13 protein-coding genes are annotated in these 13,266 nt (G+C 56.5%); 5 read left to right on the top strand and 8 right to left on the bottom strand.

Features of this window, described 5'->3' with window-relative positions; translation table 11 throughout:
• Nucleotide 1: 1 nt before the first annotated feature.
• The 3 genes from yidD to rpmH are packed head-to-tail and all read right to left on the bottom strand — an operon-like array spanning nt 2 to nt 796.
• On the bottom strand, nt 2–259 hold the full coding sequence (gene yidD, locus IE079_RS02790; RefSeq protein WP_189572434.1) for a membrane protein insertion efficiency factor YidD: 258 nt from the start codon (nt 257–259) through the stop codon (nt 2–4).
• A gap of 5 nt (nt 260–264) precedes the next feature.
• On the bottom strand, nt 265–648 hold the full coding sequence (rnpA, locus tag IE079_RS02785) for a ribonuclease P protein component (RefSeq protein ID WP_189572431.1): 384 nt from the start codon (nt 646–648) through the stop codon (nt 265–267).
• A 13-nt stretch (nt 649–661) separates the two neighbouring features.
• The gene (rpmH, locus tag IE079_RS02780) at nt 662–796 is read right to left on the bottom strand and encodes a 50S ribosomal protein L34 (protein ID WP_008172542.1); all 135 of its coding nucleotides are present in this window, start codon (nt 794–796) and stop codon (nt 662–664) included.
• A 671-nt stretch (nt 797–1,467) separates the two neighbouring features.
• Between rpmH and dnaA the strand changes: the two genes are divergently transcribed.
• From dnaA to gyrB, 5 genes are all read left to right on the top strand, one after another.
• Nucleotides 1,468–2,958, top strand: a complete 1,491-nt coding sequence (gene dnaA / locus IE079_RS02775; RefSeq protein WP_189572427.1) for a chromosomal replication initiator protein DnaA — start codon at nt 1,468–1,470, stop codon at nt 2,956–2,958.
• A gap of 45 nt (nt 2,959–3,003) precedes the next feature.
• Nucleotides 3,004–4,107 carry a DNA polymerase III subunit beta gene (gene dnaN, locus IE079_RS02770; RefSeq protein WP_189572424.1) on the top strand — a complete coding sequence of 368 codons (1,104 nt, stop codon included), beginning with the start codon at nt 3,004–3,006 and terminating at the stop codon, nt 4,105–4,107.
• 61 nt (nt 4,108–4,168) lie between these two features.
• On the top strand, nt 4,169–5,452 hold the full coding sequence (locus IE079_RS02765; RefSeq protein ID WP_189572421.1) for an ABC1 kinase family protein: 1,284 nt from the start codon (nt 4,169–4,171) through the stop codon (nt 5,450–5,452).
• A complete protein-coding gene (gene recF, locus IE079_RS02760; protein WP_189572418.1) occupies nt 5,452–6,594 on the top strand; it encodes a DNA replication/repair protein RecF in 1,143 nt (380 codons plus the stop codon). Before IE079_RS02765 ends, recF begins: the two co-directional genes overlap by 1 nt.
• Nucleotides 6,591–9,005 carry a DNA topoisomerase (ATP-hydrolyzing) subunit B gene (gene gyrB / locus IE079_RS02755; RefSeq protein ID WP_189572415.1) on the top strand — a complete coding sequence of 805 codons (2,415 nt, stop codon included), beginning with the start codon at nt 6,591–6,593 and terminating at the stop codon, nt 9,003–9,005. Before recF ends, gyrB begins: the two co-directional genes overlap by 4 nt.
• Before the next feature lie 72 nt (nt 9,006–9,077).
• Here the strand turns inward: gyrB and IE079_RS02750 are convergent, their stop codons facing one another.
• The 5 genes from IE079_RS02750 to IE079_RS02730 all read right to left on the bottom strand — a co-directional run bounded on the left by IE079_RS02750 (nt 9,078) and on the right by IE079_RS02730 (nt 13,193).
• Nucleotides 9,078–9,821 (bottom strand): TetR/AcrR family transcriptional regulator, encoded by a 744-nt coding sequence (locus IE079_RS02750; protein ID WP_189572411.1) that lies wholly within the window; start codon nt 9,819–9,821, stop codon nt 9,078–9,080.
• Between the two features lie 91 nt (nt 9,822–9,912).
• Nucleotides 9,913–10,617, bottom strand: a complete 705-nt coding sequence (locus tag IE079_RS02745) for an ABC transporter ATP-binding protein (RefSeq protein WP_189572408.1) — start codon at nt 10,615–10,617, stop codon at nt 9,913–9,915.
• Nucleotides 10,614–11,387 (bottom strand): ABC transporter ATP-binding protein, encoded by a 774-nt coding sequence (locus IE079_RS02740; RefSeq protein ID WP_189572405.1) that lies wholly within the window; start codon nt 11,385–11,387, stop codon nt 10,614–10,616. Before IE079_RS02740 ends, IE079_RS02745 begins: the two co-directional genes overlap by 4 nt.
• Nucleotides 11,380–12,327, bottom strand: coding sequence for a branched-chain amino acid ABC transporter permease (locus IE079_RS02735; RefSeq protein WP_189572402.1), 948 nt, complete (start codon nt 12,325–12,327; stop codon nt 11,380–11,382). The genes IE079_RS02740 and IE079_RS02735 overlap by 8 nt, the downstream gene beginning before the upstream one ends.
• Complete coding sequence (locus IE079_RS02730; protein WP_189572399.1) at nt 12,324–13,193, bottom strand: branched-chain amino acid ABC transporter permease; 870 nt, start codon at nt 13,191–13,193, stop codon at nt 12,324–12,326. Before IE079_RS02730 ends, IE079_RS02735 begins: the two co-directional genes overlap by 4 nt.
• Nucleotides 13,194–13,266 lie beyond the last annotated feature (73 nt).

The raw sequence follows: 13,266 nt of genomic DNA, 5'->3' as shown, positions 1-13,266 counted from the left end.
CTTAGTCTGCAGTTTGGTTGGCTTTTGCCCGGGTATCTGACCGGTCAGTGCCGGGTACCGGATCGTATCCGTGGGTTCCCCAGGGATGACAGCGGGACAGCCGTCGTGCTGCCAGCCATGAGCCCCGCAGGGCACCATGGGTATCAATGGCTTCCAGTGCGTAGGCGGAGCAGCTCGGGATATGACGGCAGTGGCTGGCCATCATCGGACTGATGGCATAGCGGTAGACATGGATGGGAACTACCAGGAGAGATCGCATGCTGCCTATCCTGAAGGGTCGCTGGCGGTTTCGGACCCCGGTGATTTTCTGGCAAGTTTCTGCCAGAGGCCGTCAAGAGACCGGTGTAGCGCCTGATTGTCCTGGGAAGCCAGGTTCTGTCGCCCGAGAACGACAATATCCAGTGACCCCAGGTCATTGTGATGGCGAAAGGTTTCCCGGACCAACCGTTTCACGCGATTTCTCTGTACGGCGTGTTTCAGGTTGCGCTTCGAGAAAATCAGGCCAAGTCTGGGCCGCCCAAGGCCATTAGGCGACGCCAGAATCAGGAAGTGCCGGTGGGGAATACGCACCTGTACGTCGTCAAAAACGCCGGAATAATCAGCCGGTCGCAATAAACGGGACGTTTTGGGAAACGAGTGATCCCCCACGCTGCAATCCGTATCAGGCTGACAGGCGTGCGCGGCCTTTGGCACGACGGCGTGAGATGACCTTGCGACCGTTGGCAGTGGCCATGCGGGCACGGAAACCGTGGACACGCTTACGCTTCAGTACGCTTGGTTGAAACGTTCTTTTCATGATTACGCTCTCGTTGATCGTGAGGTGGTTTGAAGCCAGCGGCTGGCTGCAAAATGAACAGTCAAAACAGGTGCGGCATTCTAAGCAAATCATGGGGGGATTTCAATGCTTTCTCGGAGTGCGCGGCAGGGACTGGAAGTGCGGTGCGGGAAAGTCCCGAGGCAGGGTATGGGGACGCCCGGATAATAACATCATTAGGTTTATCTGATTCTTTTAAATCTTTTCTGTTATTACTGTTATTACGCAGGCCAAATTCTGTGGAAAGGTCTTTTTATTAGCAGGAAATTATAGGGTTACGTGCTTGGTAAGGTTGTGCTGAAGTGCCGGTGAGGGCTGTGGATAGCGCATGCACCGATTGGGGAGAAGTCTCGTTTCAGCCAGATATGAAGGTTATCCCGGATTCATCAAGCGCTCGTGAACAGGGTTGCAGGCAGGTTATTGACAACCCTCTGTGGATAACTTTCTTGCCCGAATTTTCTGTACACAACGATGTGTGTAAAATTGTAAAATAATGAAAAAAAAGGGAAAACTTTTCCACAGGCTGTTTACGGGTTCCGTTTTGAGGCTTTTCCTGAAGGCCTTCGGGCGGTAGAATTTCCGGTTCTTGCGGCTCCGTGCGTAACGGGTTGCGGGTTCCATTCGTGTTTTTTCAGTATCGGAGGCAAGTGGACGTGCCGCAGCAGATCTGGCATCAGTGTCTTGAAGTACTCCGGGATGAGTTTCCGGCACAGCAGTTCAACACCTGGCTACGGCCCCTTCAGCCGGAACTGAGCGAGGGCAACCTGGTGCTGTTTGCGCCCAACCGTTTTGTCATGGACTGGGTAAATCAGAAATACCTGCGCCGGATTGAGGAAGTGATCAAGGACCTGGAGGGGGGACATGCTCCGCGGGTGAACATGAAGGTAGGTTCGGCCAGCCGGCCTTCGCAACCGTCCAGCGAGGGGGCAAGGTCGTCCACCGCCGAAGCCCACCGCCGGATCAATGGCAATCATTCATCCGGGCTGGAACGCCGTAAGCGACCTTCGGTGCCGGATACCGAGGAGACCGGCAAGGTCACCGAGGAGGAAAAAGGGGTTGCGGCGTCCGTGCCTCCGGCCGCGTCCAGGCGGTCATCGGTCCAGGTAGAAGGGGACATCCGGCATCAGTCGTTCCTTAACGAAGGGTTTACCTTCGATACGTTTGTGGAAGGTAAGTCCAACCAGCTGGCGCGGGCGGCTTCCATGCAGGTGGCGGAAAACCCTGGTGGGTCCTACAACCCGCTGTTTCTTTATGGTGGGGTTGGTCTTGGCAAGACCCACCTGATGCATGCCATCGGCAATGAGATCGTGGCCCGCAATCCTAACGCCAAGGTGGCTTACCTGCGTTCGGAACGGTTCGTGGCGGATATGGTCAAGGCGTTGCAACTGAATGCCATCAATGAGTTCAAGCGCTATTACCGCTCCGTGGATGCGCTGTTGATTGATGACATCCAGTTCTTCGCACGTAAGGAGCGGTCCCAGGAGGAGTTTTTCCACACCTTCAACGCCTTGTTGGAGGGTGGCCAGCAGGTTATTGTTACCTGTGACCGCTTCCCCAAGGAAATCACCGATATGGAGGAGCGGCTGAAGTCCCGTTTCGGCTGGGGGCTGACGGTTATGGTGGAGCCCCCCGAGCTGGAGACGCGGGTGGCCATCCTGATGAAAAAAGCGGAGCAGGCGAATGTTCGCCTGAGCAGCGAGGCGGCCTTTTTTATCGCCCAGAAAATTCGCTCCAACGTGCGTGAGCTGGAAGGCGCACTCAGGCTGGTGATAGCCAATGCCCATTTTACCGGATCCGAGATTACGCCGCCGTTTATCCGTGAAAGCCTGAAAGATCTGCTGGCGCTGCATGAGAAGCAGGTGAGCATGGACAACATCCAGCGCACGGTGGCGGAGTACTACAAGATCAAGGTATCGGATCTGTTGTCGAAGCGTCGTACGCGAACCGTGACCCGGCCCAGGCAGATGGCCATGGCCCTGTCCAAGGAGCTGACCAATCACAGCCTGCCGGAAATTGGCGATGCCTTCGGCGGGCGGGATCATACGACGGTCCTGCATGCCTGCAAGAAGATTGTTGAACTTCAGGAAAGTGATCCCGGGATTCGTGAGGACTATCAGAATTTCATGCGTCTGCTGACCAGTTGACGCCGGCAAGCCGACAAGAAACTATCCACAGGAACGTCGAGTGACATGAAACTGACTATCAGCCGAGAATCTCTGCTCACACCGCTTCAGTCCATTGCCGGTGTGGTAGAGCGCAAACAGACCATGCCGGTACTGTCCAACGTACTGTTGGTAGCGGAGGAAAACCACCTGACCCTCACCGGCACCAACATGGAAGTGGAACTGGTGGCCCGGGTGGCGCCGGTTCATGTGGATCAGCCTGGCGCCATCACGGTGCCTGCCCGCAAGCTTTCGGACATCTGCCGTGCGCTGGGAGACGAGGCACCTATTGAGCTGGTTCTGGAAGGGGATCGTCTTCATCTTCGTTGCGGAGCGAGTCACTTCACTCTGTCGACCTTGCCGGCTCAGCACTTTCCCAATGTGGAAGACGAAGAGGCCAGCATCCGGCTGGAGGTACCGCAAAAAGAGCTTGGCCGAATGCTGGAGGCGACCGCCTTTGCTATGGCCCAGCAGGATGTGCGTTATTATCTCAACGGTCTGCTACTCGAGGTGGCGCCGGACTACCTGCGTACCGTGGCTACCGATGGCCACCGACTGGCAATGGCCCATTTTGACATGGGAACCGGGGTGGAGGATGTGCGCCAGGTAATCGTTCCCCGCAAGGGTGTGCTGGAACTGACGCGATTGCTGGATGATGTGGAAACCCCGGCAACCCTGGTGATTGGTGATAACCACCTCCGGGTAACGGTAGGATCCTATACGTTCACTTCCAAATTGATCGAAGGCAAGTTCCCCGACTACAACCGGGTAATTCCCCGGGGTGGTGACAAAGTGGTCCTGGCGGACCGCGCTACCATGAAGAACACGCTGCAGCGCGCCGGCATCCTGTCCCATGAGAATATTCGCGGTGTGCGCCTGAATCTGTCGTCCGGCAAACTGGAAGTGTTTGCCAACAACCCGGATCAGGAGCAGGCCGAGGATGCGCTGGCTGTGGATTATCAGGGTGAAGAGCTCCAGATCGGATTCAACGTTGGCTATCTTGTGGATGTCATGAATGCGCTGGATGATGATCAGGTGAGGATTACCCTGTCGAACCCCAACAGCAGTGCGCTGATCGAATCAGACAGCGAAACCCGCAGTCTGTATGTGGTCATGCCCATGAGGCTGTAGGCGGGATCGCGGCACGTCGGTTCCGGTTCACGGAACAGGTTGATACTGAAAGGAGAAGGCAATGGCACGGGTAACGGTAAGCCAGGGGCTCAAGGGAGCCTTTCGGATTGGTCAGACCATGACGGTTCTTGGTCGTACCGGCCTGGGCTGGGTGCGGGGGCATCGTCCGCCCGCACCCCGGTTGCTGCGGGAGACCTTCGAGTCCCTGGGGGCGACCTATATCAAGCTGGGGCAGTTCATTGCCAGTTCTCCCACCTTCTTCCCCCGTGAATACGTGGACGAGTTCCAGGGATGTCTGGATCGTACCCCCAGCATCCCCTACAGCGATATTCGACGAATCCTGCGGGAGGAATTGGGTCGTCCGCTCGAGGAAGTCTATAGCGAAATCAATCCGGTGGCTCTGGCTTCCGCGTCCATCGCCCAAGTGCATGCGGCGACCCTGGTCAGCGGCGAGGAAGTGGTGATCAAGGTCCAGAAGCCCGGGGTAGAAACCGTGCTTCTGACCGATCTGAATTTTCTGTATTTCTCGTCCCGTTTGGTGGAAGCGCTGGCTCCTAAGCTGTCCTGGACCTCCCTGTCCGGTATTGTTGAGGAAATCCAGCAAACCATGATGGAGGAGTGCGACTTTATCCAGGAAGCGCGAAACCTGGATACCTTCCGTCGTTTCCTCGAAGATACCCACAATGACGAGGTGGTAGTGCCCCGGGTCCATCACGAATTCAGTACCCGTCGTGTGCTGACCATGGAGCGCTTCCATGGTGTGTCGCTGACGGATCTGGAAACCATTCGCCGGGTTACCAATGATCCGGAACGTACCCTGATTACGGCCATGAACACCTGGTTCGCCAGTCTGACCCAGTGTGAGTTTTTCCATGCCGATGTTCACGCCGGCAACCTGATGGTACTCGACGACGGTCGTATTGGTTTTATCGACTTCGGGATTGTGGGGCGGATTCGTCCACAGACGTGGCAGGCGGTGTCCGAATTTATTGCTGCGGTCATGGCGGGTAATTTTGATGGAATGGCTGACGCCATGATCCGCATCGGCATCACTCGGGAATCCGTAGACGCCTCGGCGCTTGCCCGGGACTTGCGGAATCTTTACCAGAGCATGGATCGGGTGGTGCCGGATGAGTCTGCATTACCCGGTCAAGGGGATGACACAGAGGATGAGGTAAACAACATCCTGATGGAAGTGGTTCGTATCGGTGAGGACCATGGTCTTCATTTCCCCCGGGAGTTTGCCCTGCTGCTCAAACAGTTTCTCTATTTCGATCGTTACGTTCACATTCTTGCTCCGGAGATGGATGTGTTCATGGATGATCGCCTGACCATGCTGCACTGATGGCCCTGCTGTCCCTTCAGATTGATCATTTCCGTAACCTGTCTCCCGCCTCGCTCGAATTCTCTCCGTCGGTCAACCTGATCTACGGCGCCAATGGCAGTGGTAAAACCAGCTTGCTTGAGGCGATCGGCTATCTCGGGCTGGGCCGTTCCTTTCGGCAGCATCGTCACAAAGCGGTTTGCCAGGAAGGTGAGCAACGCTTTGTTATTTTTGGTCAGGTCCAACCAACCCGGAATTCCGATGAGGGTAAAGTGTCAGTCTCGCGTCTGGGGTTTTCCCGGGATATACAGACCCAGGAAACCCGGCTCCGGGTTGATGGGGAGAATGTCTACAGCCTGTCAGTGTTAGCGTCTCTGTTTCCTGTGTCAGTCATCGATCCTGGTGTGTTTGATATTGTGGCCGGTGGCCCGGGTAAACGGCGACAGTTTCTTGATTGGCTGGTGTTCCACGTGGAACCTTCTTTCGGGCCCCTGTGGCAACAGTGTCAGCGCAGCATATCCCAGCGCAATCAGGTGCTCAGAAGTGGTACAATAGATGATCATCTGCTGCAGGTATGGGACAGACAGTTTGTAGACCTGTCGGAGCAGGTAGACCGGCTCAGGGAGTCGGTCTTTCGAGAGTTCGAATCCCGGTTACGGCGCACCCTGGCTGAAGTACACGGTGAATGGGCTGATAACCTGAAGGTGGACTATTACCCGGGCTGGGATCGCAAGAAAGGTCTTGCGGAAACGCTGGCCGAACATCGAGACCAGGAACGGAAGGTCGGACATACACTCTACGGCCCCAACCGTGCTGATGTCCGCCTCCGTTATCATGGCAGGACCGTAGCCGAGATTTTTTCCCGCGGGCAACAAAAGACCTTGGTAATACTGATGAAGCTGACCCAGGGTGAAGTGCTCGCAGGTCATCACAAACAGGTGACCTTTCTGCTCGACGATATCAACGCAGAGCTGGACCAGACCCACCGGCGGTTGCTGGCCCAGAGGCTGACCCGCTTGGGTAGCCAGGTATTTTTAACCGCTATTGAAAGACCGGATCCCACCGATCTATGGGACAGTCCGCCCCCGCAACACAAAATGTTCCACGTGGAACATGGGCGGCTAACGGAAGAACAAACCAGCGCTTCAGGAGCGTCCGAATGAGCGAACAGAGTTACAACTCCTCCAGTATCAAGGTTCTTAAAGGTCTGGATGCCGTGCGTAAACGCCCCGGCATGTACATCGGCGACACAGACGATGGCACGGGCCTGCACCATATGGTGTTCGAACTGGTGGATAACTCCATCGACGAAGCGTTGGCAGGGTTCTGCTCTGAGATTGGTGTCGTTATTCACGCCGATGAGTCCGTTACTGTCCGGGACAATGGTCGGGGTATCCCGGTAGATCTACACGAAGGCGAAGGCGTTTCAGCCGCCGAAGTTATCATGACCGTGCTCCACGCCGGCGGTAAATTCGATGACAACTCCTATAAGGTGTCCGGTGGTCTCCATGGTGTGGGCGTTTCAGTGGTCAATGCGCTGTCCTCTACCCTCAAGCTGACCATTCGCCGGGAGAACAAGGTCTACGAACAGACTTATAGCCACGGTGTGCCTAACAGCCCCCTGGGTGCTGTCGGCGATACCGACCGCAGTGGCACGGAAGTGCACTTTGTGCCCTCGCCAGACACCTTCACCAGTATCGAGTTCCATTACGACATCCTGGCCAAACGTCTCCGGGAGTTGGCCTTTCTGAATTCCGGCGTCCGTATCCGCCTGCAGGACGAGCGTAGTGGCAAAGAGGATATTTTCGAGTACGAAGGTGGTCTACGCGCCTTCGTTGAGCATCTGAACCATAGCAAGACGCCACTGAACCGTGTATTCCACTTCAATACGGAGCGTGAGGATGGAATCGCCGTGGAAGTGGCGATGCAGTGGAATGACGCTTTTCAGGAAAACATCTATACCTTCACCAACAACATCCCCCAGCGGGATGGCGGTGCTCACCTGGCAGGATTCCGGGCGGCTCTCACGCGCTCGCTGAACAATTACATCGAGCACGAAGGACTGGGTAAAAAGTCCAAGGTCAGCACATCCGGCGATGATGCCCGGGAGGGCCTGACCGCCATTGTCAGCGTCAAGGTGCCGGATCCGAAGTTCTCCTCCCAGACCAAGGACAAACTGGTGTCTTCCGAAGTGAAGACCGCGGTGGAGCAGGAGCTGTATCAGAGCTTTTCCGATTACCTGCAGGAGCAGCCCAACGAAGCCAAGACCATCGTCAACAAGATGATTGAAGCCGCCCGTGCCCGAGAGGCCGCCCGCAAGGCCAGGGACATGACCCGCCGCAAGGGCGCTCTGGATATCGCCGGCCTGCCGGGCAAGCTGGCCGACTGCCAGGAAAAGGATCCTGCCCTGTCGGAACTGTTCATTGTGGAGGGTGATTCTGCCGGTGGTTCCGCCAAGCAGGGTCGTGAGCGCCGCACCCAGGCAATACTTCCCCTGAAAGGCAAGATTCTGAACGTCGAGAAAGCGCGTTTCGACAAGATGCTGTCCTCAGTGGAAGTGGGCACATTGATCACCGCCCTCGGTTGCGGTATCGGCCGGGAAGAGTTTGATCCTGACAAGCTGCGCTATCATTCCATCATTATCATGACCGACGCGGACGTGGACGGCTCCCACATTCGTACCCTGCTGCTGACCTTCCTGTTCCGCCAGATGCGGGAAATTATCGAGCGTGGTCATGTATTTATCGCCATGCCGCCGCTGTACAAGGTGAAGCGGGGCAAGCAGGAACAGTATCTGAAGGATGAGAAGGCCAAGGAAGCCTACCTGACCCAGACAGCCCTGGAGAATGCCCAGCTGTTCGTGAACCCGGAAGCCCCTGCCATCAAGGATTCCGCACTGGAAACCATGGTCAAGGACTACCAGGCGGTGATGGCCATGATTGAGCGCCTGTCACGGGCCTATCCGGACATGGTGCTGAAACAGATGATTCAGAACAGCACCCTGAGCCCGGAGGACCTGACATCAGAAGAAGCGGTTACCCGCTGGGTGGGGCGACTGGGTGAAGGGCTGGACCTGGATACCAAAACCGGTACCAAGTACACCTTCTCGGTGGAGCGGGATACCGAACGAAACCTGTTCCTTCCCAAGGTGACTATCTATGTCCATGGCATTCCCTATACTCATGTATTCAGTCACGATTTCTTTGAGTCATCTTCCTACAAGGCCATTGCGCGCCTGGGTGAGACCCTCGACGGTCTGATCGAGGATGGCGCCTATATACAGCGCGGCGAACGCAAACAGGTTGTTCTCAGTTTCGAGGGTGCCCTGGCCTGGTTGATGAAGGAAGCCCAACGGGGCCTCAATATCCAGCGTTACAAGGGGCTGGGTGAAATGAACCCGGAGCAGCTGTGGGAAACCACCATGGATCCGGAAACCCGCCGGATGATGAAGGTGACGATCGAGGACGCCATTGCTGCGGACCAGATCTTCACGACACTGATGGGCGATGATGTTGAGCCCCGGAGGAACTTCATCCAGACCAACGCACTGTCGGTGACCAATCTGGACGTATAGCGTCCAACGCACAAAAAAGCCCCGGCAGGTGCTTACCCGCCGGGGCTTTTTTTCGTCCGGGATTATTGTCCGTCAGGTAGACGAAGTAGCCTCAGCAACCCGGGGGTAACCCACCCCCGCTTCCCTGTCCAACGGCAGCAGATAGCACTGCAGCAACTCCCGGATCTGCTCTGCAAACGCTTCCACCGACACGCCCTGATCGCGATACTTGCGACGCTTGAGATACCAGTCCTGCATCATGGCCTTGATCAGGGATGACAGCAGGCGGGGATTAATGTCACGGAATACGCCCTGCTCGATTCCCTCGGTCACTATGTTGCAGAAGATGGTCTCTATCTCCCGCTCTGTGGCAATGGCGTTCTGCTTCTCTATCGGAGGAAGGCTCTTTGCTTCCATATACGAAAAATAGAACCAGGGCCGGATCAGTTCACTCAGATAAACATGGGCCCTGATGGCCTGGGACAGTTTTTCTGCCGGATCTTCGATTCCGTCGATATAATGCAGCAGCGTCCGGCGGGTCAGTTTGAAACCATGGCTCTGGATAAGATGGATCAGGTCGTCCTTGTTGCGAATATAGGCGTATAGCCCGCCCATGCTGAGCCCGGAGTCTGCGCACAGATCCCTGAGGGTCATCGCATGGAAGCCCTGGGAATTAGCCAGCCGAAGGGTGGAATCGATAATACGGGCCAGGTTTCGGGTCGCCGTGGCCTCCTTCTTGATGCGAATCCTGTCGGTATTTTCCTGGAACAGCTCACGGCAGATCTCTTCCTTGGAAAGACTCAATTCCCCCTTGAATGCTTCAAAATCCTGAATCATAGTCTGCTTGCCTGCTTGCGAAGTGAGCAGTATACGACAGCCAATGGGCATCTGCCGAGTTGACCTTCGTAGGATGAGAGTTGGGTCCCGGTCAGGCCACTGACAGATAGCGTTCCTGGGTATCCGGATCATTCCGCAAATTTTCACTGGTGGCCTCGTGTACCACCTTTCCCCGCTCCAGAATAAAAGCCCGCTGGGCATGCTTGAGAGCGAATTGCACACTCTGGTCGGTGAATACCATCGTGGTACTCTGGCTGAGTTCATCAATCAACCGCCCGATCTGTTGCACGATCACCGGCGCCAGACCTTCATTGGGCTCGTCCAGCAACAGCAGCCGCGGCTGGATCATCAGCGACCGGGCCACCGTGAGCATCTGTTGCTGGCCCCCGGACAAGGTGTCACCATCCTGGCCTGCCAGTTCTGCCAGCATGGGATATTCGTCGAATATTCGTTCAACGGTCCAGGCCGGGGCTTCACCGGAGCGCCGGTATTCAGCCACTTCCAGATTTTCCCGGACCGACAGACCCGGAAAAATTCGCCTATCTTCAGGCACATAGCCGATACCGAGTCTGGCTATGCGATGGGCGGGTTTACCGGAAATGGTGTCGCCGGCGAAGACGATGCTGCCTTTTCGTGGCGGTGTCAGTCCGATGATGCTCTTCAGGGTAGTGCTTTTGCCGGCGCCATTGCGTCCAAGCAGACAGACTGTCTCACCTTCGTTAACGGAAAAACTCAGCCCTTGCAGGGCGAGGCTTTCGCCGTAATAGGTATGAATGTCGTTAACCTCGAGGATCATGCGCTGGCCTCCTCTTCCTCGTCCTCACCCAGATACGCACGGCGGACCTCCGGATGGTTTTTGACTTCCTCAGGCGTGCCGAAGAACAGATTCTCGCCCCGGTGCATCACCAGAATCCGATCCGCCAGGCCAAACACCACATCCATATCGTGTTCGGTGATGAGAAAGGTATAGTCGCCGGTCTCGGCGAGTTGTCGAATCAGCGCCGTTGTACGCCTGGTTTCGTCGGGGGTCATGCCGGCCGTGGGTTCGTCCAGGAGCACCAGATGGGGCCGGGTAGCCAGTACGACGGCAATCTCCAGTAGCCGTTTGTCACCGTAGCTGATGACCTCGGCGCGTCGGCTGGCTAGGTCGAGGATATGCAGTTTGTCCAGAAGCTGCCGGGCCTCTTCCTGTACTGCCCGGTTTCGGCTGGCGAAGTTGAACAGTCGGCGGCTGTGACCGTGCAATGCAGTGAGAGCGACCTCGACGTTCTCCTGCACGGTCATCTCCGGAAAGATGTTGTTGAGCTGGAATGACCGGGAGACACCCATGCGACTGATCTTGTGGGGTGGCAATCCGGTGATGTCCTTCCCTTCCAGTTCGACAGAGCCATTCGATGGGGTCATGCGGCCGGACACCATATTGTAGAATGTGGTCTTGCCTGCGCCGTTGGGCCCGATAATGGCTATGGTTTCCCGGGGCATCACCTCCAGATTGATTGCGGAGACGGCGGTATTGCCCCCGAACCGTTTGGTCAGATTGCTGATCTTGAGGATAGGGTCAGTCATTTTTGTTCATCCACCAGTCCAGAAAGGTTCCGAGCACACCCTTGCGAAAGAACATCACCATCAGGGCCAGCACGATGCCCAGAAACAGCATCCAGGCGCCGGTATAGCTGGTGATCCAGGTCTCCAGCAGCACAAACAGGGCAGCGCCAACAAATGGCCCCATGAAATAGCCGGTACCGCCGAGTATCGACATGAGTACCGGCTCTGCCGACAGTGACCAGTGCATCAGCTCGGGGCTCGCTACCCGCAGGAAAGGCGCCATCAGTGCGCCGGCGAGACCGGCAAAAATACCGGCAATGACAAAGGATGCCAGCCGGTAGCTGCGAACGTTCAACCCGCAGAACGCTACTCGCTCCGGGTTCTGTCGGATCGCCTTGAGGATCAATCCGAAGGAACTGCGGCTGATCACATAGAGCACCAGTGCCGCAATGACCACAATGGCCAGCGTGACGTGGTAGTACACCGCCGGGTTACCCATTACCAGGTCCAGCCCCAGGCCAAACTCCGAGATGCGGAAACCGGCAATGCCGTCGCTGCCATTGGTCACATCCCGCCAGGAATGAGCGATGGTAAACACCATCATGCCAAAGGCGAGGGTGAGCATGGCGAAATAGACCTCACTGAGCCGTACACAGAAAAAACCGATCACCAGCGCCAGCAGCCCCGACAGGGCCATGGCGGCAACCAGGGTATACAGCAACGGCCAGTCCAGGTGCAGCAGCAACATGGCGGTGGTATAGGCACCCATGCCGAAGTAGGCAGCGTGGCCAAAGCTGAGCATGCCGGTAAAACCGAAGATCAGATTGAAGCTCACCGCAAACAGCCCGAGAATCAGAATCTCGGTAAAGACGAAGATATAGAAGTACGGGGCAAACCAGGGCAATGCCACCAGCAGCGCGATGACTGCCAGCAGCACACCGGTGAGAATGTTCTGTTTCATGCGTTGGCCCCCTTGCCCATGATGCCCGTAGGCTTGAACAACAGCACCAGGGCCATGCCCAGGAACGGCAGCAACAGATTGAACTCCGGAAAGTAACGCCCCCCGAAACCGTAAATCGCGCCGAGGATCAGCGCGCCGATGAGTGCACCCGGAAAGCTGCCCAGTCCACCGATGACCACGATAATGAACGACTCGATGATGATTTTTTCACCCATCCCCGGATCGATGGTACGCATCGGAGCGGCGATGACCCCGCCGACACCGGCGAGCCAGGCGCCGAAGGCGAACACACCGGTCACCACCATTCGGGTATTGATGCACAGGGCTTCGGCCATATCACGATCCAGGGCTGCCGCCCGCATGATCTTCCCAACCCGGGTGCGGTTGAACAGATACCACAGACCCGCGAGGATGATCAGTCCCATGGCAATTACGAACAGGCTGTAGATCGGATACGGACTACCCAGTAGCGAAACCGTGCCATCCAGTATCGCTGGTGGATAGACGGCTTGTATGTTGGACCCATAAATACTGCGTACACTTTCACTGATGATCAGCATGATGGCGAAGGTCAGTAGCAGACTGTCAGCGATATCCCGATCGTAGATAAAGCGCAGCATCAACCGGTCAATCAGTACGGCGATGATGGCCACCCCCAGCGGCGCCGTCAGCAGTGCGATCCAGAATGGCAGTCCAAGAATGGATATCAGCGTGTAGCCGAAGTAGGCACCCAGCATGTAGAGGGCGCCATGGGCGAAATTGATTATGTTCAGAACCCCGAAGACAATGTTCAGACCCACTGCGATGACGAACAGCAGCAGGCCCATCTCCAGGCTATTGAGTAAGGCAGGACCCAGGCCAGACATAGAATACCTCGCGACAAGGAAAGCCGGGTCAGCGGGCTTCCCTGCCCCGCTGACGGTTGGTGAGTCTTGAAAA

Origin of the sequence: Marinobacter zhanjiangensis, from assembly GCF_014651935.1 — a bacterium.
GTDB classification, from domain to species: domain Bacteria; phylum Pseudomonadota; class Gammaproteobacteria; order Pseudomonadales; family Oleiphilaceae; genus Marinobacter; species Marinobacter zhanjiangensis.
This window is presented reverse-complemented; position numbering and strand designations above follow the sequence as displayed.

What these genes read in the sequence shown, in the direction of transcription:
- dnaN (WP_189572424.1), top strand. Translation starts at nt 3,004, where the DNA reads ATGAAACTGACTATCAGCCGAGAATCTCTGCTCACACCGCTTCAGTCC.
- IE079_RS02740 (WP_189572405.1), bottom strand. Translation starts at nt 11,387, where the DNA reads ATGACTGACCCTATCCTCAAGATCAGCAATCTGACCAAACGGTTCGGG.
- rpmH (WP_008172542.1), bottom strand. Translation starts at nt 796, where the DNA reads ATGAAAAGAACGTTTCAACCAAGCGTACTGAAGCGTAAGCGTGTCCAC.
- IE079_RS02765 (WP_189572421.1), top strand. Translation starts at nt 4,169, where the DNA reads ATGGCACGGGTAACGGTAAGCCAGGGGCTCAAGGGAGCCTTTCGGATT.
- IE079_RS02745 (WP_189572408.1), bottom strand. Translation starts at nt 10,617, where the DNA reads ATGATCCTCGAGGTTAACGACATTCATACCTATTACGGCGAAAGCCTC.
- IE079_RS02730 (WP_189572399.1), bottom strand. Translation starts at nt 13,193, where the DNA reads ATGTCTGGCCTGGGTCCTGCCTTACTCAATAGCCTGGAGATGGGCCTG.
- recF (WP_189572418.1), top strand. Translation starts at nt 5,452, where the DNA reads ATGGCCCTGCTGTCCCTTCAGATTGATCATTTCCGTAACCTGTCTCCC.
- IE079_RS02735 (WP_189572402.1), bottom strand. Translation starts at nt 12,327, where the DNA reads ATGAAACAGAACATTCTCACCGGTGTGCTGCTGGCAGTCATCGCGCTG.
- gyrB (WP_189572415.1), top strand. Translation starts at nt 6,591, where the DNA reads ATGAGCGAACAGAGTTACAACTCCTCCAGTATCAAGGTTCTTAAAGGT.
- yidD (WP_189572434.1), bottom strand. Translation starts at nt 259, where the DNA reads ATGCGATCTCTCCTGGTAGTTCCCATCCATGTCTACCGCTATGCCATC.
- IE079_RS02750 (WP_189572411.1), bottom strand. Translation starts at nt 9,821, where the DNA reads ATGATTCAGGATTTTGAAGCATTCAAGGGGGAATTGAGTCTTTCCAAG.